The following is a 22,814-nucleotide window of genomic DNA, read 5'->3' on the forward strand; positions in this document are numbered from 1 at the left end:
TACAATTTTTCTTCAGCGCGATACTTGCAGCATCGAAGGATCGGTCAACGGCAGCAACCAGCGCGCCTGACCTTTTTGCAGACCACCGCGCCGGGATCGGTCAACCACCCAGCCACGTGCTTCGACCTGCTTGCCCTTCAGCGCCTGCAAGCGGGCGCTGTCGGATTGTCCCAGCAGATTGGGTGCAACCCGCAATACAAGCGTGTCCTGCAACTCGATCCAGATTCCGCCGCGATTGCGCTGCACCTTGCTCACCCGACCGCTGACCACGGCGAAACCCGAACGCTGAATCTGCTGAGCCTTGATTACCGGGGATTGCCGCCAGAGACCAAGTCCGGCCTGTCGCGCGCGGCGTTCGGCGGCCTGCTGGCAGACGACCAGATCGACGTTCGGCGCCACGGCAACCTGAAAACCCAGGCCAGCGGCAAGCATCTGCGCTTCGAGATTGGCACCGCTGACGCTGTAAACATGCGCGAGCGTACGGCCGTAATGGTCTTTCGCCTGCTTGCCAGGCCGCAGACCGACGCGGCCGCCACTGTCATCGACCAGCGCCTGCAGGTGTTTGCGCGCCGCCACGGCGAACGGTTCGTCGCTGCGGCCCTGCTTGCCCAGCTCTGGCGTATTGAGGCCGATCATGCGCACGCTGCGACCATCACTCAGGCGCAGGGTGTCGCCATCGACCACCCGCTGCACGGAAACGCTGGTCAGCCCTGCGGGTGCCGGACAAAAGGCCTGGGCGGCGGACAGCCAAATCGCAGACACAAAAAAGGCGCCCGCAAGGGACGCCTTTTTCATCAGTCTGGAGAAGTCGAAGCGACCTTCCAAAATGATCAGCCTCAGGCTTTTTTGCCGACGCCGAAAGTAGCGAAACGGTCTGCGAACTTCTGCACACGGCCGCCGGTGTCCAGAGTCTTCTGCTTACCGGTGTAGAACGGGTGGCATTCGTTGCAAACGTCGATCGCCAGGGCTTTGCCGTAGGTCGAACGAGTTTCGAACTTGTTACCGCAGCTGCAGGTAACAGCGATTTCCGGGTAGTTCGGGTGGATTTCGGCTTTCATGGTGTCTTCCTCAGGCTAGCGTGCCGCCACCCAACACTATTGTTGAATACCGCACGTAATTAGGCCGCGGATTCTACCAGACCTTTTCAATCGCGCAAGCTGTCACCGAGACCGACCGTCTGCTAGGCTCCCGGCCTTGAACGCATTACCCTGTGGGAGCGAGCTTGCTCGCGAATGCGTCGTGTCAGTCAATGTCCAAGCGCCTGATACACCGCCTTCGCGAGCAAGCTCGCTCCCACAATTGATCTGCGTTCAACCCTTCTTTTGCGTTTATAGAGATCCCCCCGCGTGCCCGACGCCATTCTGCGCCTTGCCCTGCCTTCGCCCCTGCGCCGCCTGTTCGATTACCGGGCGCCGGCCGGGGTGCGGCGCGAGCAATTGCAGCCGGGCATGCGCCTGCGGGTGCCGTTCGGGCGGCGCGAGATGATCGGGATTCTGGTCGAGGTCACCGATACCAGCGAAGTGCCGGCAGAAAAACTCAAACCGGCACTGGCTCTGCTCGATACGACTTCGCCACTGCCGCCAGCGCTGTTCAAGCTGTGTCTGTGGACCGCGCAGTATTACCAGCACAGCCTTGGCGACACCTTGAACTGGGCCTTGCCGGTGCTGCTGCGTCAGGGCGAGCTGGCCGAGGCACGGCAGGAACGCTTCTGGTCAATTGCCCCCGGCGCCAGCGTTGACGACCCTCGGGTCGCCCGTGCGCCGCGCCAGCGCGAGGCGCTGACCACTCTGGCCCAGCATCCCCACGGCGTGGCGCATCAGTTGCTGAGCAAACTGATGCTGAGCAAGGACAGCCTCGATCTGCTGCTGGCCAAGGGGCTGGTGCAGGTCGAAATCCGTCGCCACGCCCCCGGCGTTCGCCATGAACACTGGCTGGCGCAACCGGAGCTGCCGCTCAACAGTGAACAGCGCGCCGCGTATGAAGCGATTCGCGCCGGCTTCGACAGTTATCACGCCTTCCTGTTGGCCGGCGTCACCGGCAGCGGCAAGACCGAAGTCTATCTGCAACTGATCCGCGAGACCCTCGAAGCCGGCAAGCAGGCCTTGGTGCTGATCCCGGAGATCAACCTCGGCCCGCAAACCCTGGCGCGCTTCGAACAGCGTTTCAACGCGCGCATCGCCCTGCTGCACTCGGCGGTCAATGATCGCGAACGTCTCGAGGCCTGGCTCGCCGCGCGTGATGGCGAGGCTGACATCATTATCGGCACCCGTTCGGCGCTGTTCACGCCGATGAAAAATCCCGGGCTGATCATCATCGACGAAGAACACGACGGCTCCTATAAACAGCAGGAAGGCTTGCGCTACCACGCCCGCGATCTGGCGCTGGTGCGTGCGCGGCAGGAAAACATTCCGATCGTGCTCGGCTCCGCCACGCCGTCGCTGGAAAGTCTGCACAACGCTTACACCGGTCGCTACGGCCTGCTGCGCCTGAACGAGCGCGCCGGCGGCGCCAAGCAACCGCGCTTTCTGCGTCTGGACGTGAAAAGCCGCCCGCTCGACAGCGGTATTTCCGGGCCGATGCAGCAAGCCATCGGCCAGACCCTCGCCAACGGCCAGCAGGTGCTGGTGTTCCTCAACCGGCGCGGCTTTGCCCCGACCCTGCTTTGCCACGATTGCGGCTGGATGTCCGAGTGCTCGCGCTGCGATGCGCGCATGACCGTGCACCAGCGCTACGGTGAATTGCGCTGCCACCATTGCGGCAACGTCGAGCGCACGCCGCGCCAGTGTCCGAAGTGCAGCAAGGTCGATCTGCGCCCGGTCGGTGCCGGTACTGAACGCGCCGAAGAACGCTTGGCGATTCTGTTTCCGGATTACCCGGTGCTGCGCGTCGATCGCGACAGCACCTCGCGCAAGGACGCGATGAATCAGCTGTTCGCGACGATCCAGAAAGGCCAGCCGTGCATTCTGGTCGGCACGCAGATGTTGGCCAAAGGGCACCATTTCCCACGGGTGACGCTGGTGTCGATCCTGGATGCCGACGGCGGCCTGTTCTCCGGCGACTTCCGCGCCAGCGAGCGCATGGCGCAGTTGATTGTCCAGGTCGCCGGGCGCGCCGGCCGGGCTGAGGAACCGGGCAGGGTGATCATCCAGACGCACCTCGCCGACCATCCTTTGTTGGTGCAACTGACCGAGCAAGGTTATTTCGCCTTCGCCGAACAAGCCCTGAGCGAACGCCGCGCGGCCGGGTTGCCGCCGTTTGCCCATCTGGCGCTGCTGCGCGCCGAAGCGCACAAGCCGGGGCAGGCGGAAGGTTTTCTCGATGAAGCGTGCAGCGCGGCCGAACGCCTGCTGGCCGAGTTGAATCTGAGTGGCATCGAGCTGCTCGGGCCGGTGCCGGCACCGATGGAGCGCCGCGCCGGACGTTATCGCGCGCAGCTGTTGTTGCAGGCGACCGCGCGGGCACCGTTGCACCGGTTGCTGGCCAGCTGGATGCTGGTGCTGGAGCAGATGCCGAGCGGGCGGGCGGTGCGCTGGTCGCTGGATGTTGATCCCGTCGACTTGTATTGAAGATCAAAAGATCGCAGCCTTCGGCAGCTCCTACAGATAAATGCCCATTCCTGTGTAGGAGCCGCCGAAGGCTGCGATCTTTTGACTTTGATGTCACCACATATCCACATCCTGCCTGCTAAGGTTGGCAAGCCCGTCTTCGCAACGGATAATGCCCAGTTTTTCCACCCGCGCATCGATGCGCCCGCCGCGCTTGCGGTCGAAAGAGAAGACCATGAAAGACACCATTCGCCAGCTGATCCAGCAAGCCCTCACCCAACTCGTCAACGAAGGTGTGTTGCCTGAAGGCCTGACGCCGGCGATCCAGGTGGAGAACGCCCGCGACAAGACCCACGGCGACTTCGCCAGCAACATCGCCATGATGCTGGCCAAGCCGGCCGGCATGAAGCCGCGCGATCTGGCGGAGAAAATCATCGCCGCCCTGCCCGCTGACGAGAACGTCACCAAGGCCGAAATCGCCGGCCCGGGCTTCATCAATTTTTTCCAGAACACCCAGGCCCTGGCCGCGCGTCTCGACGCCGCGCTGGCCGATGCCCATGTCGGCGTACGCAAGGCCGGCCCGGCGCAGCGCACCGTGGTCGACCTGTCGGCACCGAACCTGGCCAAAGAGATGCACGTCGGCCACTTGCGCTCGACCATCATCGGTGACGGTGTGGCTCGCGTACTCGAGTTCCTCGGTGACGAAGTGATCCGCCAGAACCACGTCGGCGACTGGGGCACTCAGTTCGGCATGCTGATGGCTTATTTGCAGGAAAACCCGATCACCAGCGACGAGCTGTCCGATCTGGAAAACTTCTACCGCGCGGCCAAGCAGCGTTTCGACGAATCCGAAGAATTCGCCGACCGCGCCCGTGGCCTGGTGGTCAAGCTGCAGGCCGGCGATGCCGAATGCCTGGCGCTGTGGACCCGGTTCAAGGACATCTCGCTGTCGCACTGCCAGAAGATCTACGAACTGCTCAACGTCAAACTGACCATGGCCGACGTCATGGGCGAAAGCGCCTACAACGACGACCTGATCAACGTGGTCAACGATCTCAAGGCTGCCGGCATGCTGGTCGAGAGCAACGGCGCCCAGTGTGTGTTCCTCGACGAGTTCAAGAACGCCGATGGCGACCCGCTGCCGGTGATCATCGTCAAGGCCGACGGCGGTTACCTGTACGCCACCACTGACCTCGCCGCCGTGCGCTACCGCAGCGGCAAGCTCAAGGCTGATCGCGCACTGTATTTCGTCGATCAGCGTCAGGCCCTGCACTTCCAGCAGGTCTTCGCCGTGGCGCGCAAGGCCGGTTTCGTCACCCATCCGATGGAAATGGAACACATGGGTTTCGGCACCATGAACGGCGCCGATGGCCGTCCTTTCAAGACCCGTGACGGCGGCACCGTGAAGCTGATCGATCTGCTCACCGAAGCCCAGGAACGCGCCTACAACCTGGTGAAAGAGAAGAACCCGACCCTGGCCGAAGACGAGTTGCGCAACATCGCCAAGGTCGTCGGCATCGGCGCAGTTAAATACGCCGACCTGTCCAAGCATCGCACCAGCGACTACAGCTTCAACTTCGACCTGATGCTCAACTTCGAAGGCAACACCGCGCCATACCTGCTGTACGCCTACACCCGCGTGGCCGGTGTGTTCCGCAAACTGGGCAAGGACTTCAGCGAAGTCGACGGCCAGATCGTCCTCGAAGCGGCGCACGAGCAGGAGCTGGCGGCGAAGCTGGCGCAGTTCGGCGAAGTGCTGAACAACGTCGCTGAAAAAGGCACGCCGCACATTCTCTGCACCTACCTGTACGACGTCGCCGGCCTGTTCTCCAGCTTCTACGAGAACTGCCCGATCCTCGCCGCCGACACCCCGGCGCAGATGCAGAGCCGTCTGCGTCTGGCCGCACTGACCGGTCGCACCCTCAAGCAAGGCCTGGAGCTGTTGGGTCTGGAAACTCTGGAGCGTATGTAAGTTGGCTGCCAAGAAAAAACCTGCACCCAAACGCGGCGCCAGTCGCTATCAGGCCCCAGCGAAACAACCGATTCCGGGCTGGCTGTGGATGGCCATCGGCCTGACCGTCGGCGCGTTCATCGTGTTTCTGATGAAACTGGAACCGGGCAAGGGCAGCGACACGGTCAAGCGCGAGAAAGTCGAACAGCAGCAGAAAGCGTCGAAGATCGCCGAGGCCAACAAGACCCCGCCGAGCCCGACGCAACCGGTGAAGCCGAAGTACGACTTCTACACCTTGCTGCCGGAATCGGAAGTGATCGTGCCGCCGGACGCAGTACCTGAGAAGACCCTGCCGACGCCGCAAGTGCCGGCCATCCCGACCACGCCGGTGACCCCGGCCGAAGCGGCGAAGATCGACACCGCACGTGCGCAGGCAGCCCTGGCCGGGATTACGCCGCCGCCAGCGCCGCCAGTGAGCAAGGCCGCGCCAGTGACCAAGTTCTTCCTCCAGGCCGGTTCGTTCCGCAAGGAAACCGATGCTGACAAGGTGCGTGCGCAGATCATTCTGCTCGGGCAAGCCGTCGCGGTGGAGTCCGGTACGGTCAAGGATGAAACCTGGTACCGCGTCTTGGTCGGCCCGTTCAGCAACCGTGAACAACTGACAACGGCACAGAAACAACTGGCCGGTGCCGGCTTCAGCAACCTGTTGTTACAACAACGCCAGAGCCGCTAAGGCTCTCAGAGGTCAGCTGCAACTTGCAGGTGACCTTCAAACTTTGTGGCGAGGGGATTTATCCCCGTTTGGCTGCGGAGCAGCCCTGAAACCAGCCATTGCGGTGCAGTAGGCATACCGCAAATGATGGTTTCGCTACTGCTTCGCAGCCGAACGGGGATAAATCCCCTCGCCACCGTCATCACACACACCATTCGTCTCCCATCGTCCCTGCCGGTTGAAATCCCCTCCAGCACCCCCATATGAATGGGCATAAGGCATTTTCGCCCCGCTGCGTGGAGACTCTTCCCTTGACCACCATCGTTTCAGTCCGCCGCCACGGCAAAGTCGTCATGGGCGGCGACGGCCAGGTTTCTCTCGGCAACACCGTGATGAAAGGCAACGCCAAAAAGGTTCGTCGCCTGTACCACGGCCAGGTCATCGCCGGTTTTGCCGGTGCCACCGCCGACGCCTTCACCCTGTTCGAACGCTTCGAAGGCCAGCTCGAAAAACATCAGGGCCACCTGATCCGCGCCGCCGTCGAACTCGCCAAAGAATGGCGCACCGACCGCTCCCTGAGCCGTCTCGAAGCGATGCTCGCGGTTGCCAACAAGGATGCCTCGCTGATCATCACCGGCAACGGTGACGTGGTTGAACCCGAAGATGGCCTGATTGCCATGGGTTCCGGCGGCGCCTACGCGCAAGCTGCCGCCAGCGCCCTGCTGAAAAAGACTGACCTGTCGGCGCGCGAGATCGTCGAAACCGCCCTCGGCATCGCTGGCGACATCTGCGTATTCACCAACCACACCCAGACCATTGAGGAGCAGGATCTCGCTGAATAAGCCTGTTGCGGCCCGTGTGCCACGGCTTTTTTCTGCTTGAGGACCGTCAATTATTATGTCCATGACTCCCCGCGAAATCGTCCACGAACTCAACCGCCATATCATCGGCCAGGACGATGCCAAGCGCGCCGTCGCGATTGCCCTGCGCAACCGCTGGCGCCGCATGCAGCTGCCTGAAGAGCTGCGCGTTGAGGTGACCCCGAAGAACATCCTGATGATCGGCCCGACCGGTGTCGGTAAAACCGAGATTGCCCGTCGCCTGGCGAAACTGGCCAATGCGCCGTTCATCAAGGTCGAAGCGACCAAATTCACCGAAGTCGGTTATGTCGGTCGTGACGTCGAGTCGATCATCCGTGATCTGGCCGATGCTGCGATCAAGATGCTCCGCGAGCAGGAAATGACCCGCGTACGCCACCGCGCCGAAGACGCCGCCGAGGACCGCATCCTCGACGCGTTGCTGCCGCCGGCCCGCATGGGCTTCAGCAACGAAGAAGCGCCGAGCTCCGATTCCAATACCCGCCAGCTGTTCCGCAAGCGCCTGCGCGAAGGTCAGCTGGACGACAAGGAAATCGAGATCGAAGTCGCCGAAGTTTCCGGCATCGAAATCGCCACGCCGCCGGGCATGGAAGAGATGACCAACCAGCTGCAATCGCTGTTTGCCAACATGGGCAAGGGCAAGAAGAAGTCGCGCAAGCTCAAGGTCAAGGAAGCACTGAAACTGGTGCGCGATGAAGAAGCCGGGCGTCTGGTCAACGAGGAAGAGCTGAAGGCCAAGGCGCTGGAAGCGGTCGAGCAGCACGGCATCGTCTTCATTGACGAGATCGACAAGGTCGCCAAGCGCGGCAATGTCGGCGGCGCCGATGTCTCCCGCGAAGGCGTACAGCGCGACCTGCTGCCGCTGATCGAGGGCTGCACAGTCAACACCAAGCTGGGCATGGTCAAGACTGACCATATCCTGTTCATCGCTTCCGGTGCGTTTCACCTGAGCAAGCCGAGCGATCTGGTGCCGGAGCTGCAAGGCCGTCTGCCGATCCGCGTCGAACTCAAGGCGCTGAGCCCGGAAGACTTCGAACGCATCCTCAGCGAACCGCACGCCTCGCTCACCGAGCAATACTGCGCGCTGCTGAAAACCGAAGGCCTGAACATCCAGTTCCAGCCCGAGGGCATCAAGCGTCTGGCGGAGATCGCCTGGCAGGTCAACGAGAAAACCGAGAACATCGGCGCCCGTCGCCTGCACACCCTGCTTGAGCGCCTGCTCGAAGAGGTGTCGTTCAGCGCCGGCGACCTGGCCAGCGCCCACGATGACAAGGCGATTCTGATCGACGCCGACTACGTCAACAGCCACCTTGGCGAATTGGCGCAGAACGAAGATCTGTCCCGTTATATCCTGTAAGCCATACTTACAGCGATAGCGGACCCTGTGGGAGCGGGCTTGCTCGCGAAGAGGCCGTGTCAGTCGACATCATTGTTGTCTGACACACCGCTTTCGCGAGCAAGCCCGCTCCCACATTTGAAACAGGGTCACCCACACAACGGACGCCAGGCCATGACCTCGATTCCCACCGACATCAAACTGCACAAAGCCTCGAAAACCCTGACGCTCACTTACGCGTCCGGCGAGGAATACACTCTGCCCGCCGAGTTTCTGCGCGTGCACTCTCCCTCCGCCGAGGTCCAGGGCCACGGCAAACCGATCCTGCAATTCGGCAAGCTCAACGTTGGTTTGAGCAAACTGGAACCGGCCGGTAACTACGCACTGAAACTGACCTTCGATGACGGCCATGACAGCGGCTTGTTCACTTGGGATTACCTCTACGAACTCGGCCAACGCCAGAAAGAACTCTGGGACGATTATCTGGCCGAGCTGCGCGCTGCCGGAAAATCCCGGGATCCGAACGAGTCGTTCGTCAAGCTGATGCTCTAGGCCGTGGCTCTCGCTCTTTAGAGGGCATTTTCTAACTTCATCTGTTTGAATGCTCCGCTCACGCAGCCCAGGATGGGCCGCTTGCGAAAAAAATTAAACTCGGGTAACCAATGGAGCTGGCAAGTTCCCTGCAGTGCTCTACGACTGTAAAGCAGCTATGCAGAATCAACGGTCACCCGAGCAGTAGTACCCGGCATTGGCTGTGGAAGCGACAGCGTGAAACCGGGTACTCGTCTCAGGACAATGGAGCGTCGTAGATGAGTGACAAGAATAACGATGACCTGAAGTACCAAGCCTCGGAAAACACTCTGGGGCTTAACCCCGTCGTCGGGCTGCGCGGAAAGGATCTGCTGGCCTCTGCTCGAATGGTGCTGAAACAGGCCATCAGACAACCGATTCACAGCGTCAGGCACGTGACCCATTTCGGCCTCGAACTGAAGAACGTGCTGCTGGGCAAATCCGCGCTGCAACCGGCCGGTGACGACCGCCGTTTTGCCGACCCGGCGTGGAGCCAGAACCCGCTGTACAAACGTTATCTGCAAACCTATCTGGCCTGGCGCAAGGAACTGCATGCCTGGATTGATGACAGCAGCCTGTCCCCCAAAGACATCGCGCGCGGGCATTTCGTCATCAACCTGATGACCGAAGCCATGGCGCCGACCAACACGGCGGCCAACCCGGCGGCGGTCAAACGCTTCTTCGAAACCGGCGGCAAAAGCCTGCTCGATGGCCTCTCGCATCTGGCCAAGGATCTTGTGCATAACGGCGGCATGCCGAGCCAGGTCAACATGGGCGCGTTCGAGGTCGGCAAGAGCCTCGGCGTCACCGAGGGCGCCGTGGTGTTCCGCAACGACGTACTGGAGCTGATCCAGTACCGGCCGATCACCGAGCAAGTCCACGAACGCCCGCTGCTGGTGGTGCCGCCGCAGATCAACAAGTTCTACGTTTTCGACTTGAGCCCGGACAAAAGCCTGGCGCGCTTCTGCCTGCGCAACAACGTGCCGACCTTCATCATCAGTTGGCGCAACCCGACCAAGGCCCAGCGCGAGTGGGGTCTGTCGACCTACATCGAAGCGCTGAAGGAAGCGGTCGACGTGGTCACCGCGATCACCGGCAGCAAAGATGTGAACATGCTCGGCGCCTGCTCCGGTGGCATCACCTGCACCGCCCTGCTCGGCCACTACGCCGCGCTCGGCCAGAACAAGGTCAATGCCCTCACCCTGCTGGTCAGCGTGCTCGACACCACCCTAGACAGCGACGTCGCCCTGTTCGTCGATGAGCAGACCCTCGAGACCGCCAAGCGCCACTCCTATCAGGCCGGCGTGCTCGAAGGCAAAGACATGGCCAAGGTCTTCGCCTGGATGCGCCCCAACGATCTGATCTGGAATTACTGGGTCAACAACTACCTGCTCGGCAACGAGCCGCCGGTGTTCGACATCCTGTTCTGGAACAACGACACCACCCGCCTGCCCGCTGCGTTCCACGGCGACCTGATCGAGATGTTCAAAAACAATCCACTGATCCGCCCCAACGCACTGGAAGTGTGCGGCACGCCAATCGACCTCAAGCAGGTCACCGCCGACATCTTCTCGCTGGCCGGCACCAACGACCACATCACCCCGTGGAAGTCATGCTACAAGTCGGCGCAGCTGTTCGGCGGCAAAGTCGAATTCGTGCTGTCGAGCAGCGGCCATATCCAGAGCATTCTCAACCCGCCGGGCAATCCGAAGTCGCGCTACATGACCGGCGAAGAGATGGCCGCCACTGCTGATGACTGGCAGGAAAATTCGACCAAGCACACCGATTCCTGGTGGCTGTACTGGCAGGCATGGCTGGCCGAACGCTCGGGCAACCTGAAAAAGGCTCCGACGAAACTGGGCAACAAAGCGTACCCGGCAGGCGAGGCTTCGCCGGGCACTTACGTACATGAGAGATAGCGGCAAGTTTCAAGCTGCGAGCGACAAGCTGAGGGGTTCTGCTTGAAGCTTGCGGCTTGCAGCTGCTCCCAACTGACCCGAAGGGTTTGACCCATGCCGCAACCGTTCATATTCCGCACCGTTGATCTGGATGGTCAGACCCTCCGCACGGCGGTGCGTCCCGGCAAGCCTCATCTGACGCCTCTGCTGATCTTCAACGGCATCGGCGCCAACCTGGAGCTGGTGTTTCCGTTTGTCGCAGCGCTCGACCCGGATCTGGAAGTGATCGCCTTCGACGTGCCCGGTGTCGGCGGCTCGTCGACGCCGAACCGGCCGTATCGCTTCCCCGGTCTGGCCAAACTGACGGCGCGGATGCTCGACTATCTCGACTACGGTCAGGTCAATGTGATCGGTGTGTCGTGGGGCGGTGCCCTTGCGCAGCAGTTCGCCTACGACTACCCCGAGCGCTGCAAGAAACTGGTACTGGCGGCCACTGCGGCCGGTGCGGTAATGGTCCCGGGCAAGCCGAAAGTGCTGTGGATGATGGCCAGCCCGCGCCGCTACATTCAGCCATCCCATGTGATTCGCATCGCGCCGATGATCTACGGCGGCTCGTTCCGCCGCGACCCGACGCTGGCGGCCAGCCATGCGGCGAAAGTGCGCTCGGCGGGCAAGCTCGGTTACTACTGGCAGCTGTTCGCCGGCCTCGGCTGGACCAGCATCCACTGGCTGCACAAGATCCATCAGCCGACGCTGGTGCTGGCCGGCGATGACGACCCACTGATTCCGCTGATCAACATGCGCATGCTCGCCTGGCGCATTCCCAACGCGCAGCTGCACATCATCGATGACGGCCATCTGTTCCTGATTACCCGCGCCGAAGCGGTGGCGCCGATCATCATGAAGTTTCTCGAAGAGGAGCGTCTGCGCGCAGTCATGCATCCGCATCCGACGCCGCTGGGCGGCTGATCGCGGCGGCCTGCTTTATGCAGCACTTTCCAAATCAAGCGCGCGGCAGGACGCCGCGCAGGCAGCAACCGGTAACAGCGTCTATGGTGTTCTGGTTCGGTGAGTGTGTTTTTGCCCTGAAGACGAAGGAGTGTTGAGTCATGCGCGAAAAACCAGCGACGGGCGTGGTGCCCAGCCCCGCCGTGTTTATCAACGCCCAGAGTGCGATCGCCGGTCTGCGTGGCAGAGACCTGCTGTCGACACTGCGCAGCGTCGCCGCCCACGGCTTGCGCAATCCTTTGCACAGCGCCAGGCACGCGCTGAAGCTTGGCGGGCAGTTGGGCCGCGTACTGCTCGGCGAAACCCTGCACCCGACCAATCCGCAAGACAGCCGCTTCGCCGATCCGGCGTGGAGTCTCAACCCGTTTTACCGGCGCAGTCTGCAGGCGTATCTGGCCTGGCAGAAACAGGTCAAGAGCTGGATCGATGAGGGCGACATGAGCCCTGAAGATCGGGCCCGTGCGCACTTCGCTTTCACCCTGCTCAATGACGCCGTAGCGCCATCCAATACCCTGCTCAATCCGCTGGCGGTCAAGGAGCTGTTCAATTCCGGCGGGCAGAGTCTGGTGCGTGGCCTGAGCCATCTTTTCGATGATCTTTTGCACAACGACGGCCTGCCACGGCAAGTGACCAAACAAGCATTCGAGGTTGGCAAAACCGTGGCGACCACCAGCGGATCGGTGGTGTTTCGCAATGAAATGTTCGAGTTGATCCAGTACAAATCGATGAGCGAAAAGCAGTACGCCAAGCCGTTGCTGGTGGTGCCGCCGCAAATCAACAAGTACTACATCTTCGATCTGAGTCCGCAGAACAGCTTCGTCCAGTACGCCCTGAAAAACAGCCTGCAGACGTTCATGATCAGCTGGCGCAATCCTGACGTGCGCCATCGCGAGTGGGGCCTGTCGAGTTACGTCGAAGCGGTCGAAGAAGCGATGAACATCTGCCGGGCGATTACCGGCGCGCGCGAAGTGAACCTGATGGGCGCCTGCGCCGGCGGCCTGACCATCGCCGCCCTGCAAGGGCACTTGCAGGCCAAACGGCAACTGCGCCGGGTTGCCAGCGCGACCTATCTGGTCAGTCTGCTCGACAGCCAGATCGAAACCACGGCCACGCTGTTCGCCGATGAACAAACATTGGAAGCGGCCAAGCGTCGCTCGTATCAGAAAGGCGTGCTCGATGGTCGCGACATGGCCAAGGTCTTCGCCTGGATGCGCCCCAACGATTTGATCTGGAGCTATTTCGTCAACAACTACCTGCTGGGCAAGGAGCCGCCAGCCTTCGACATCCTCTACTGGAACAACGACAACACCCGCCTGCCAGCGGCACTGCACGGCGACCTGCTGGACTTCTTCAAGCACAACCCGCTGACCCACGCGGGCGGCCTCGAGGTGTGCGGCACGCCGATCGACCTGCAGAAGGTCAACGTCGACAGCTTCAGCGTCGCCGGCATGAACGACCACATCACGCCATGGGACGCGGTGTATCGCTCGACCCTGCTGCTCGGTGGCGAGCGACGCTTCGTGCTGTCCAACAGCGGCCACGTGCAGAGCATCCTCAACCCGCCGAGCAACCCGAAAGCTGCCTACGTCGAGAACGCCAAACTGAGCAGCGACCCGCGTGCCTGGTACTACGATGCCAAACACGTCGACGGCAGCTGGTGGCCGCAGTGGCTGGAATGGGTCGCGCAGCGCTCCGGCGCCCTGAATGAGACTCGCACCACCCTCGGCAATCCGAACTATCCACCGATGGAAGCGGCACCCGGCACCTATGTGCATGTGCGCTGACGCTCAACCGAATTTTTCTAAGAAGACTGGATGAAAACCCGCGACCGGATTCTCGAATGTGCACTGCAACTGTTCAACGAAAAGGGTGAGCCGAACGTTTCCACCATGGAGGTGGCCAACGAAATGGGGATCAGCCCGGGCAATCTCTACTACCACTTCCACGGTAAGGAACCGCTGATTCTCGGCCTGTTCGAACGCTTCCAGCACGAGCTCGCGCCCCTGCTCGACCCGCCGCCGGACGTGGAGCTGGCGCCGGAGGATTACTGGTTGTTCTTGCATTTGATCGTCGAGCGGCTGGCGCAATACCGGTTCCTGTTCCAGGACCTGTCGAACCTCGCCGGGCGCCTGCCGAAACTGGCCAAGGGGATTCGCAATCTGCTCAATGCGCTGAAGCGCACGCTGGCGTCGTTGTTGGCGCGGTTGAAGGCTTCGGGGCAACTGGTCAGCGATACCCAGGCATTGGGGCAACTGGTAGAGCAGGTGACCATGACGTTGCTGTTCTCGCTGGACTACCAGCGGATTCTTGATCGGGAGGGGGAAGTGAGACTGGTGGTTTATCAGATCATGATGCTGGTGGCGCCGCATTTGCTGCCGCCAGTGAAGGTGGCGACAGAGCGGATGGCGCTGCAATACCTTGAGAATCACGACTGAACGAAATATTCCTGTGAATGCAAATTCCATCTGTGGGAGCGGGCTTGCTCGCGAAGGCGTCTTGTCAGTCGACATTTGAGTTGACTGACACGCCCCCTTCGCGAGCAAGCCCGCTCCCACAAGGGATTCACGGCATTCTTGAGAAACAAAAACGCCCGACCTTCACAGGCCGGGCGTTTTTGATTTGCCCTGCAATCAGGACTGACTGGATGGGGTCGACGGTGTCGATGCTGCAGTCGGGGTGGCTGCCGCAGTCGGTGCCGCAGCGGAGTTTGCCGCGCTGGCCGGGGCTGTTGGAGCAGTCGATGGCGTAGCGGCCGGTTTTGGCGCAGCGGCTTTCGGCGCGGCCGGTTTTTTCACTGCTGGCTTTTTCGCCGCAGCCGGTTTGGCCGCAGGCTTCGCAGCGGGTTTGGCGGCAGCGGTCTTCGCTGCTGGCTTGGCCGCTGGTTTCGCTGCAGTTTTAGCCGCAGGTTTTGCTGCTGCTTTGGCTGCCGGTTTCGCAGCGGCTTTGGCGGCAACCGGTTTGGCGGCAGCTTTGGTCGCAGGCTTGGCGGCCGCAGTTTTGGTCGCAGCTTTCGCAGCAGGTTTTGCTGCCGCTTTGGCCAGTGGCTTGGCTGCGGTTTTCGCCGCAGGTTTGGCCGCTGCAGTTTTACTGGCAGGTTTCGCCGCAGCGGTTTTCGCCGCCACAGGCTGAGCTTTCAGACCGGTGAGTTTCTCGATCTGTTTGGTCAGCGTATCGACCTTGGCGTTGAGTGCCTTGACCTCATTGCGGCTCGGTACACCCAGGCGCGAAATCGCGCTGTTCAGACGCTTGTCGAATGCGCCTTCCAGCTCGTCCCACTTGCCCATGGCGCGGTCCTTCACGCCGCTGATGCGCGACTTGGCCGAGGAGGTCGAGTCCTCGACTTTCTTGCCGACAGCAGTCTTGGTGAGCTTCTCGGCTTTCTCGCCGTCTTTGACCAATGCATCGAAGAGTTTGCTGCCGTCAGTGTCGATCTTCGAGTACACGCCTAAACCAGCCAGCCAGATTTTGCGGGAGTAGGACTCGACCTTCCCGACCCACGAGCTGCTTTCTTTATCGGTGTTCTTTTTGCCAGCCATCCCGTTCTCCTTAAGATTTTCGCGCGACGCGTTCGAGCAATGCCGTCAGCTCATCGAGCTTAGCAGAGAGTGCCTCAACGTCATGTTTAGACGGAATGCCGATCCGATTCAAGGCGCTGGCCACACGGTTGTCGAAGGCCTTCTCGACCTTGTCGAGCTGAACTTCAACGCGACCTTTGAACGAGCTGACCTGAGTAGCCGCGTCATCAATCTCGGCGTTGGCTGCGAGGAGTTTTTCGGTGACGGCTTTTTTGCCTTTCTTTTCAACAGTTTGACCGGCGGCGACGAGCTCTTGAAAGTACTCGCTGCCCTCCTGCCCGACCTTGGTATAGGCGCCCAGGCCTGCCAGCCAGATCTTGCGGGCATAGGATTTGACGTCGCTCAGAGTGGAAGTCGGAGCGTCGATTTTTTTCTTCAAAATGACTTTGGCCATGGTGCACCTCACGCGCAGAAGGTTTGAGGAACTGCCGGACGAGTGTCGGGCTCAGGCACAAAGTAGGCAGAAAAATTAGAAAGGGCACCCTAACCAGCGGGAGCATCATTAAACAAATGTGGGAGCGAGCCTGCTCGCGAAAGCGGTTTGTCAGTCACGGATAATTTGACTGAAAGACCGCCTTCGCGAGCAGGCTCGCTCCCACAGGGGACTGGATTTCAATCTGGAAATCAGGCCAGGGCTTTATCCAACGCCTTCTCGATCTCGGCTTTGATCATGCCGCTCATGGCCGACATCATCAGGCCCAGTTCGACGTCGACCCGGATCGAATCGTCCGCCACATGCACTTCGCCTTTTACGCCCGAACGCTTGAGGTTCAAGGTATCGCCCGACCACTGCGGCTCAAGGCCGTATTGTTCGCTGAGCTTTTTGGCCAGTTTGTCGGCCTTCTCGCGGGCGGCTTCCTTGCCCAGGGTGTGGGCGCGCTCAACACTGATTTTGGCCATGGAATGACTCCTGATGATTGAATGGCTATCGTTGAATCTTGACCGCATCTGCGGCAAATCGTCCCGAGGGTTGCCCATCTTACCTTTAGCCATTCCAAGACAAAGCATGGCGTGGGGATTAGAATGTCGCGCATTCTCTTTTGGTGACAGCGATATGACTGATCAGCGCAAAGGCAGCGATGCCGAACCCACCACTCACTTCGGCTTCAAAAACGTTCCGGAAAGCCAGAAAGCGGAAAAAGTCGCTGAGGTTTTCCATTCCGTAGCCGCGAAATACGACCTGATGAACGACCTTCTGTCGGGCGGCATGCACCGTCTGTGGAAGCGCTTCGCGATCGAGCTTTCCGGGGTGCGCAGTGGCAACCGCGTGCTCGACATCGCTGGTGGCACCGGCGACCTGACCCGCAAGTTCTCGAACCTCGTCGGCCCGACCGGCCAGGTCGTGCTGGCCGACATCAACGAATCGATGCTCAAGGTCGGCCGTGATCGCCTGCTCGATCTCGGCGTTGCCGGCAACGTCGAATTCGTCCAGGCCGACGCGGAAAAACTGCCGTTCCCGGACAACCATTTCGACTGCGTGACCATCGCCTTCGGCCTGCGCAACGTGACGCACAAAGAGGACGCATTGCGTTCGATGCTGCGCGTGCTCAAGCCCGGCGGACGCCTGCTGGTGCTGGAATTCTCCAAGCCGACCAACGCACTTATGTCCAAAGCCTACGACGCCTACTCGTTCGCCTTCATGCCGCTGATGGGCAAGCTGATCACCAACGACTCGGAAAGCTATCGCTATCTGGCCGAATCGATCCGCATGCACCCGAATCAGGAAACCCTGAAGTCGATGATGGTCGAGGCCGGTTTCGACCGCGTGACCTATCACAACATGACCGCAGGCATCGTCGCCCTGCACCGCGGCATCAAGCCCTGATGTTGCTTACCGGGCTGCTCGCCAGCGTCGAACTCGGCCTCAACCGGGTGCTGCGTCTCGACAGCACGGCGCTGCCGCGCCTGGCGCATCTGACCGGCAAGGTGATTGCCGTCGACTGCCGCAGCCCGGCGCTGCAATTGTTCATTCTGCCCAGCGATGAGGGCCTGATGCTGGCTTCGCAGTGGGCAGCGGATGTCGATTGCACGTTGCGTGCACCGGCCTCAAGCCTGGTGAAACTGGCCCTGAGCAAAGACAAGACCGCCGTGCTGCACGCACCGGAAGTCGAGCTCGATGGCAACAGCGGCGTGTTGCTGGAACTGGCCGGCGTACTGCAAGACCTCGAGCTGGACTGGGAGTACGAACTCTCGCGCTGGCTCGGCCCGGTCGCCACGCAATTGCTCGGTGGCCATCTGCGCAGCCGCGCGCGCTGGTATCAACAAGGATTTGCCAGCCTCAACCAGAATCTTGCCGAATACCTCGCCGAAGAATCGCGCACCCTCGTCGGGCAACGCGAAGCCGAGGCGCGATTCAGCGAACTGGACCGGATCAAACTTGATCTGGAACGACTCGAGGCGCGTTTCGAGCGCCTTTCCCGATCCCTCGACCCAAGCGATAACGCATGAAGCTGCTTGCCGTCCGCCGTCTGTTGCGCATCCAGCGCGTCGTGATCCGCTACCGCCTCGATGACCTGCTGTTCGATCTGCCATTGCCCTGGTTTCTTCTGGCCGTGCGCTTTTTGCTGCCGTGGCGCTGGCTGCCGCGCAAGCCGCTGGAGCTCAATCGTGGTGCGCGCTTGCGCCTGGCGTTGCAGGATCTGGGGCCGATCTTCATCAAGTTCGGGCAGATTCTTTCGACCCGCCGCGACCTGTTGCCGGAAGACATCGCCGATGAGCTGATGCTGCTGCAGGACCGCGTGCCGCCGTTCGATTCGCAAGTGTCGATCAAGCTGATCGAAGAACAGCTGGGCAAGAAAATCAGCGAAGTGTTCAGCCGTTTCGACGTTGAACCACTGGCCTCGGCTTCGGTGGCGCAGGTGCACGCGGCGCAGCTGAAAAGCGGCGAAGAAGTCGTGGTCAAGGTCATTCGCCCGGGCCTGAAACCGGTGATCGCGCAGGATCTGGCGTGGCTGTTCATTCTTGCCCGCGCCGCCGAGAAATTCTCCGCTGACGCGCGCCTGCTGCACCCGGTCGACGTGGTACAGGATTACGAAAAGACCATTTACGACGAACTCGATCTGTTGCGCGAGGCGGCCAACGCCAGCCAGTTACGCCGTAACTTCGAAGGCTCGCAGCTGCTTTATGTACCGCAAGTCTATTGGGATTGGTGCCGGCCGAAAGTGCTGGTGATGGAGCGCATCTACGGCATTCAGGTCACCGATCTGGCGACCCTTGCCGACCAGCGCACCGACATGAAAATGCTCGCCGAGCGTGGTGTGGAGATTTTCTTCACTCAGGTGTTCCGCGACAGCTTCTTCCACGCCGACATGCACCCGGGCAACATCTTCGTCAGCACGGTGAACCCGTGGAGCCCGCAGTACATCGCGATCGACTGCGGCATCGTCGGGAGCCTGACCCCGGAAGACCAGGATTATCTGGCGCGCAACCTGTTCGCTTTCTTCAAGCGTGACTACCGCCGTGTGGCGCAGTTGCACATCGATTCGGGCTGGGTGCCGGCGGAAACCAAACTCAACGAATTCGAAGCGGCGATCCGTACGGTGTGCGAACCGATCTTCGAAAAACCGTTAAAAGATATTTCATTTGGCCAGGTGCTGATGCGCCTGTTCCAGACCGCACGCCGTTTCAACATGGAAGTGCAGCCGCAACTGGTGCTGTTGCAGAAGACCTTGCTGAACATCGAAGGCCTCGGTCGCCAGCTGTATCCGGATCTGGATCTGTGGAACACCGCGCAGCCGTTTCTCGAGCGCTGGATGCGCGAACGCGTCAGCCCGAAAGCCTTGCTGGGCAACGTGCAGAGCCAGCTGGAGCAAATTCCGCACCTGTCGAACATGGCCCGCGACCTGCTCGAACGCATGTCGCAACCTCACGCCAAAGACCCACCGCCGCCGTGGCGCAAACGCAAGGACGACTGGTTCCTGCGCCTGCTCGGCTGCGCGCATCTGGCCGGCGGCGCGATCCTCGCTGCGGGCGGCCCGTTGACCGAGTGGTCGCACTGGCCCGCCGGAATCATGATCGCGGTCGGTTTGTATCTGGTCGTTCGCCGATAGCACGAATCAGCTGCAAGTTATAAGCTGCAAGCCTCAAGCTTGACGACACAGGTACACCGCGCAACCTGCTTTTACTTGCAGCTTGAAGCTCATGGCTTGCTGCTGCTTTTCGAGATTTGAAGATGAAAAACTGGCTGGACGAGATCAAGTGGGACGCTGACGGCCTGGTGCCGGCGATCGCTCAGGATCACAAGACCGGGCGCGTATTGATGATGGCCTGGATGAACCGCGAAGCGCTGGAACTGACCGCAGCGGAGAATCGTGCAATCTACTGGTCACGTTCCCGTGGCAAGCTGTGGCGCAAGGGCGAAGAGTCCGGCCATGTGCAGACCCTGCATGAAATGCGTCTGGACTGTGACGCCGACGTGATCATCCTCATGGTTGAACAGATCGGCGACATCGCTTGCCACACCGGCCGTCAAAGCTGCTTTTACCGGGTCTTCGAAAACGGCGACTGGAAAACAGTCGACCCGGTTCTGAAAGACCCGCACGCTATCTATTCCGCAGGACACACACATGAGTGACACCCTGACCCGCCTCGCTCAGGTACTTGAAGAGCGCAAAGGCGCAGCAGCCGACAGCTCGTATGTCGCCAGCCTGTATCACAAGGGGCTGAACAAGATTCTGGAGAAAGTCGGCGAAGAGTCGGTCGAAACCATTATTGCCGCCAAGGATGCCGCCATCAGCGGCGATTGCAGTGATGTGATCTACGAGACCGCCGACCTGTGGTTCCACAGCATGGTCATGCTCGCCCAACTGGGGCAGCATCCGCAGGCCGTGCTGGATGAACTGGACCGTCGCTTCGGCCTGTCCGGACACGTCGAGAAAGCCTCGCGTCCGTCCGCCTGAACAACTTTTAGAGAGGAATCGCCACATGGGCATTTTTGACTGGAAACACTGGGTCGTCATTCTGATTGTCGTGGTGCTGGTGTTTGGTACCAAGAAACTGAAAAACCTTGGCACCGACGTTGGCGAATCGATCAAGGGCTTTCGCAAAGCCATGAACGACGATGAAAAACCGACCGAGCCGAACGTGACCCCGCCGGCGCAGCCAGTGCCACCGGTGCAGCCGCAAACCACCGCCCAGGCCAACCCGCCGCACACCATCGACGTGCAGGCGCAGAAAGTCGAAGAGCCGATCCGCAAAGACGTGTGAGCACTGACTAATGTTTGGTATCAGCTTCTCTGAATTGCTGCTCGTCGGCCTCGTTGCCCTGCTGGTGCTCGGCCCCGAGCGTCTGCCGGGCGCTGCGCGCACCGCCGGTCTGTGGGTCGGCCGTCTGAAGCGCAGCTTCAACGCGATCAAACAGGAAGTTGAACGTGAGATTGGTGCCGACGAGATCCGTCGGCAACTGCACAACGAGCATATTCTGTCGCTGGAGCAAGAGGCGCGGAAGATCTTCAATCCGAACCAGCAGGAGCCGACGCCGCCTGAGCACGTGGGCGAGCAGACGATTCACAGCGCTGCCGCTCCGACTCCTGCACCTGTTGTAACACCGCCAGGACCCGCACCGATTACCACAGACACATCGGTCGAACACGTAGCGCCCTCCGCCGCGCCGACTACATCAGCGCCTCAAGACCCTACACTGCCGCCGCGAGCCCCATGAGCGATCTCCCCGAAAACGACCAGCACATGCCGCTGGTATCGCACCTCACTGAGTTGCGCACCCGCCTGCTGCGTTGCGTGGCGGCGATCTTCATTATCTTTGCCGGGCTGTTCGCGTTTACCCAGCAGATCTACACCTTCGTCTCGACGCCGCTGCGCCAGTACCTGCCGGTCGGCGCGACGATGATCGCCACCGACGTGTCGTCGCCGTTCCTGACGCCGCTGAAACTGACGATGATGGTTTCGCTGTTCCTTGCGATTCCAGTGATCCTGCATCAGATTTGGGGCTTTATCGCGCCAGGCCTGTACAAGCATGAAAAACGCGTCGCGGTGCCGCTGCTGATCTCCAGCATCCTGCTGTTTTACATCGGCATGGCGTTCGCCTATTACTTCGTCTTTCCGCTGATCTTCAAGTTCTTCGCCGCCGCTACACCGGCCGGCGTGGAGATGATGACCGACATTGCCAGCTACCTCGATTTCGTCATGACGCTGTTCTTCGCCTTTGGCGTCGCGTTCGAAATCCCGGTGGCCGTGGTACTGCTGGTTTGGATCGGCGTGGTCGACGTCAAATACCTGAAGAAAATCCGCCCGTACGTGATCATCGGCTGCTTCGTGGTCGGCATGATCCTGACCCCGCCGGACATCTTCTCGCAGACGCTGCTGGCTGTACCGATGTGGATGCTGTTCGAGATCGGCATTCTCTTCGGCGCGCTGGTCAGCAAGCGCGAACGCCCGGACGAAACCCCGGCCGACGACCACAACGACCAGCCGCCAGCGACCCAGGCATGAACCTGCTGCTGCTCGAAGAGGCCGATTTCATTGCGGCGGACCGCGTAATCCTGGGTGATCGCCGCCTGACCCACATGCAGGAAGTGCATCGCTCGGAAGTGGGCGACAGCCTGCGCGTCGGGCGCATCAACGGGTTGATGGGTTCGGCCGAGTTGTTGCGTCTGGAAGCAGGCGAAGCGGAACTGCGTGTCAGCCTCGACCAGCCACCGCCGGTCAAGTTGCCGCTGACGCTGGTGCTGGCCCTGCCCCGGCCGAAAATGCTCCGCCGCGTGTTCCAGACCGTTGCGACCATGGGTGTGGCCAAGGTGATTCTGGTCAATAGCTATCGCGTCGAAAAAAGCTTCTGGCAGACGCCATTTCTGGAGCCGGAAGCGATTCGTGAGCAGTTGATCCTCGGGCTCGAACAGGCTCGCGATACGGTGCTGCCAGAGATCGTCATCGAAAAGCGCTTCAAGCCTTTTGTTGAAGATCGCTTGCCGGCGATCGCCGAGGGCACCCTAGGCCTGGTCGGCCACCCCGGCAACTTCCCACCCTGCCCGCGCGCCCTGAGCGAACCGGTGACCTTGGCCATCGGCCCCGAGGGTGGCTGGATTCCCTACGAAATCGATCTGCTGGCCAAATCCGGCCTGCAACCGGTGCAACTGGGCGAGCGCATCCTGCGCGTCGAAACCGCCGTTACCGCCCTGCTTGCACGCCTGTTCTGACGCAACCGCGTCGGACAAAAGGCGTTACAGATTGCCATCACCCAGCCGATACAGCCCCTACAAGTCCAATTGAGTGGTCCGAAGGGAGTGGTCGCATGTACCGTTGGTTAGCCGAGAGTCTTGGAAACGTCAGCGTCAAACGCAAGCTGGGCATCGGTTTCGGCCTGGTGCTGTTGCTGACGCTGTTGAT

25 protein-coding genes are annotated in these 22,814 nt (G+C 61.0%); 19 read left to right on the forward strand and 6 right to left on the reverse strand.

The annotated features are described in order from the left end of the window. Positions 1-12 precede the first annotated feature (12 nt). On the reverse strand, positions 13-795 hold the full coding sequence (locus ACMYUN_RS12560) for a thermonuclease family protein (RefSeq protein ID WP_415763971.1): 783 nt from the start codon (positions 793-795) through the stop codon (positions 13-15). A gap of 41 nt (positions 796-836) precedes the next feature. Continuing rightward, entirely contained in the window at positions 837-1,058 is a 222-nt protein-coding gene (gene rpmE / locus ACMYUN_RS12565) for a 50S ribosomal protein L31 (RefSeq protein ID WP_016772055.1), read from the reverse strand. Between the two features lie 288 nt (positions 1,059-1,346). Here rpmE and ACMYUN_RS12570 point away from each other — a divergent pair, with 288 nt between their 5' ends. After that, complete coding sequence (locus ACMYUN_RS12570) at positions 1,347-3,566, forward strand: primosomal protein N' (RefSeq protein ID WP_073471597.1); 2,220 nt, start codon at positions 1,347-1,349, stop codon at positions 3,564-3,566. A gap of 93 nt (positions 3,567-3,659) precedes the next feature. On the opposite strand, the gene ACMYUN_RS12575 is transcribed toward ACMYUN_RS12570, so the two are convergent. Then, the gene (locus tag ACMYUN_RS12575) at positions 3,660-3,782 is read right to left on the reverse strand and encodes a hypothetical protein (RefSeq protein WP_016772057.1); all 123 of its coding nucleotides are present in this window, start codon (positions 3,780-3,782) and stop codon (positions 3,660-3,662) included. Here ACMYUN_RS12575 and argS point away from each other — a divergent pair. The 9 genes from argS to ACMYUN_RS12620 all read left to right on the forward strand — a co-directional run bounded on the left by argS (position 3,781) and on the right by ACMYUN_RS12620 (position 14,333). Further along, on the forward strand, positions 3,781-5,517 hold the full coding sequence (gene argS, locus ACMYUN_RS12580) for an arginine--tRNA ligase (RefSeq protein ID WP_415763868.1): 1,737 nt from the start codon (positions 3,781-3,783) through the stop codon (positions 5,515-5,517). The two genes, ACMYUN_RS12575 and argS, sit on opposite strands and share 2 nt — an antisense overlap. Position 5,518: 1 nt before the next feature. Beyond that, positions 5,519-6,229, forward strand: coding sequence for an SPOR domain-containing protein (locus ACMYUN_RS12585; RefSeq protein WP_016772059.1), 711 nt, complete (start codon positions 5,519-5,521; stop codon positions 6,227-6,229). A gap of 290 nt (positions 6,230-6,519) precedes the next feature. After that, entirely contained in the window at positions 6,520-7,050 is a 531-nt protein-coding gene (hslV, locus tag ACMYUN_RS12590) for an ATP-dependent protease subunit HslV (protein ID WP_007968352.1), read from the forward strand. Positions 7,051-7,105: 55 nt separating this feature from the next. Continuing rightward, complete coding sequence (gene hslU, locus ACMYUN_RS12595) at positions 7,106-8,443, forward strand: ATP-dependent protease ATPase subunit HslU (protein ID WP_016772060.1); 1,338 nt, start codon at positions 7,106-7,108, stop codon at positions 8,441-8,443. Between the two features lie 153 nt (positions 8,444-8,596). Beyond that, positions 8,597-8,974, forward strand: a complete 378-nt coding sequence (locus ACMYUN_RS12600; RefSeq protein WP_415763869.1) for a gamma-butyrobetaine hydroxylase-like domain-containing protein — start codon at positions 8,597-8,599, stop codon at positions 8,972-8,974. A gap of 257 nt (positions 8,975-9,231) precedes the next feature. Further along, entirely contained in the window at positions 9,232-10,911 is a 1,680-nt protein-coding gene (gene phaC, locus ACMYUN_RS12605; RefSeq protein WP_039756663.1) for a class II poly(R)-hydroxyalkanoic acid synthase, read from the forward strand. Between the two features lie 93 nt (positions 10,912-11,004). Next, the gene (gene phaZ / locus ACMYUN_RS12610; RefSeq protein ID WP_016772063.1) at positions 11,005-11,859 is read left to right on the forward strand and encodes a poly(3-hydroxyalkanoate) depolymerase; all 855 of its coding nucleotides are present in this window, start codon (positions 11,005-11,007) and stop codon (positions 11,857-11,859) included. A 140-nt stretch (positions 11,860-11,999) separates the two neighbouring features. Continuing rightward, entirely contained in the window at positions 12,000-13,682 is a 1,683-nt protein-coding gene (phaC, locus tag ACMYUN_RS12615; RefSeq protein ID WP_415763870.1) for a class II poly(R)-hydroxyalkanoic acid synthase, read from the forward strand. A gap of 30 nt (positions 13,683-13,712) precedes the next feature. Further along, entirely contained in the window at positions 13,713-14,333 is a 621-nt protein-coding gene (locus tag ACMYUN_RS12620; RefSeq protein WP_415763871.1) for a TetR/AcrR family transcriptional regulator, read from the forward strand. 195 nt (positions 14,334-14,528) lie between these two features. On the opposite strand, the gene ACMYUN_RS12625 is transcribed toward ACMYUN_RS12620, so the two are convergent. The 3 genes from ACMYUN_RS12625 to ACMYUN_RS12635 form a co-directional block, all read right to left on the reverse strand. Further along, positions 14,529-15,434: a phasin family protein gene (locus ACMYUN_RS12625; RefSeq protein WP_415763872.1), complete on the reverse strand. Its 906-nt coding sequence runs from the start codon at positions 15,432-15,434 to the stop codon at positions 14,529-14,531. Between the two features lie 10 nt (positions 15,435-15,444). Further along, positions 15,445-15,867: a phasin family protein gene (locus ACMYUN_RS12630; RefSeq protein ID WP_039756657.1), complete on the reverse strand. Its 423-nt coding sequence runs from the start codon at positions 15,865-15,867 to the stop codon at positions 15,445-15,447. A gap of 230 nt (positions 15,868-16,097) precedes the next feature. Beyond that, positions 16,098-16,373, reverse strand: coding sequence for a polyhydroxyalkanoic acid system family protein (locus tag ACMYUN_RS12635; RefSeq protein ID WP_039756655.1), 276 nt, complete (start codon positions 16,371-16,373; stop codon positions 16,098-16,100). Positions 16,374-16,527: 154 nt separating this feature from the next. On the opposite strand from ACMYUN_RS12635, the gene ubiE reads away from it, so the two are divergent. The 9 genes from ubiE (at position 16,528) to ACMYUN_RS12680 (ending at position 22,624) form a co-directional block, all read left to right on the forward strand. Next, positions 16,528-17,298, forward strand: coding sequence for a bifunctional demethylmenaquinone methyltransferase/2-methoxy-6-polyprenyl-1,4-benzoquinol methylase UbiE (gene ubiE, locus ACMYUN_RS12640; RefSeq protein ID WP_016772069.1), 771 nt, complete (start codon positions 16,528-16,530; stop codon positions 17,296-17,298). Beyond that, the gene (locus tag ACMYUN_RS12645; RefSeq protein ID WP_039756653.1) at positions 17,298-17,921 is read left to right on the forward strand and encodes an SCP2 domain-containing protein; all 624 of its coding nucleotides are present in this window, start codon (positions 17,298-17,300) and stop codon (positions 17,919-17,921) included. The genes ubiE and ACMYUN_RS12645 overlap by 1 nt, the downstream gene beginning before the upstream one ends. After that, complete coding sequence (gene ubiB / locus ACMYUN_RS12650) at positions 17,918-19,522, forward strand: ubiquinone biosynthesis regulatory protein kinase UbiB (RefSeq protein WP_415763873.1); 1,605 nt, start codon at positions 17,918-17,920, stop codon at positions 19,520-19,522. The genes ACMYUN_RS12645 and ubiB overlap by 4 nt, the downstream gene beginning before the upstream one ends. 122 nt (positions 19,523-19,644) lie before the next feature. After that, a complete protein-coding gene (hisI, locus tag ACMYUN_RS12655; protein WP_007899278.1) occupies positions 19,645-20,046 on the forward strand; it encodes a phosphoribosyl-AMP cyclohydrolase in 402 nt (133 codons plus the stop codon). Then, complete coding sequence (locus ACMYUN_RS12660) at positions 20,039-20,371, forward strand: phosphoribosyl-ATP diphosphatase (protein ID WP_003220849.1); 333 nt, start codon at positions 20,039-20,041, stop codon at positions 20,369-20,371. The genes hisI and ACMYUN_RS12660 overlap by 8 nt, the downstream gene beginning before the upstream one ends. A 25-nt stretch (positions 20,372-20,396) precedes the next feature. After that, complete coding sequence (locus tag ACMYUN_RS12665; protein WP_039756649.1) at positions 20,397-20,678, forward strand: twin-arginine translocase TatA/TatE family subunit; 282 nt, start codon at positions 20,397-20,399, stop codon at positions 20,676-20,678. Between the two features lie 10 nt (positions 20,679-20,688). Next, on the forward strand, positions 20,689-21,132 hold the full coding sequence (tatB, locus tag ACMYUN_RS12670; protein WP_415763874.1) for a Sec-independent protein translocase protein TatB: 444 nt from the start codon (positions 20,689-20,691) through the stop codon (positions 21,130-21,132). Further along, the gene (gene tatC / locus ACMYUN_RS12675; protein WP_016772075.1) at positions 21,129-21,920 is read left to right on the forward strand and encodes a twin-arginine translocase subunit TatC; all 792 of its coding nucleotides are present in this window, start codon (positions 21,129-21,131) and stop codon (positions 21,918-21,920) included. Before tatB ends, tatC begins: the two co-directional genes overlap by 4 nt. After that, a complete protein-coding gene (locus ACMYUN_RS12680) occupies positions 21,917-22,624 on the forward strand; it encodes a 16S rRNA (uracil(1498)-N(3))-methyltransferase (RefSeq protein WP_129998274.1) in 708 nt (235 codons plus the stop codon). Before tatC ends, ACMYUN_RS12680 begins: the two co-directional genes overlap by 4 nt. Positions 22,625-22,814 lie beyond the last annotated feature (190 nt).

This window comes from Pseudomonas sp. CP4, assembly GCF_047758505.1.
Classification (GTDB): Bacteria; Pseudomonadota; Gammaproteobacteria; order Pseudomonadales; family Pseudomonadaceae; genus Aquipseudomonas; species Aquipseudomonas fluorescens_AO.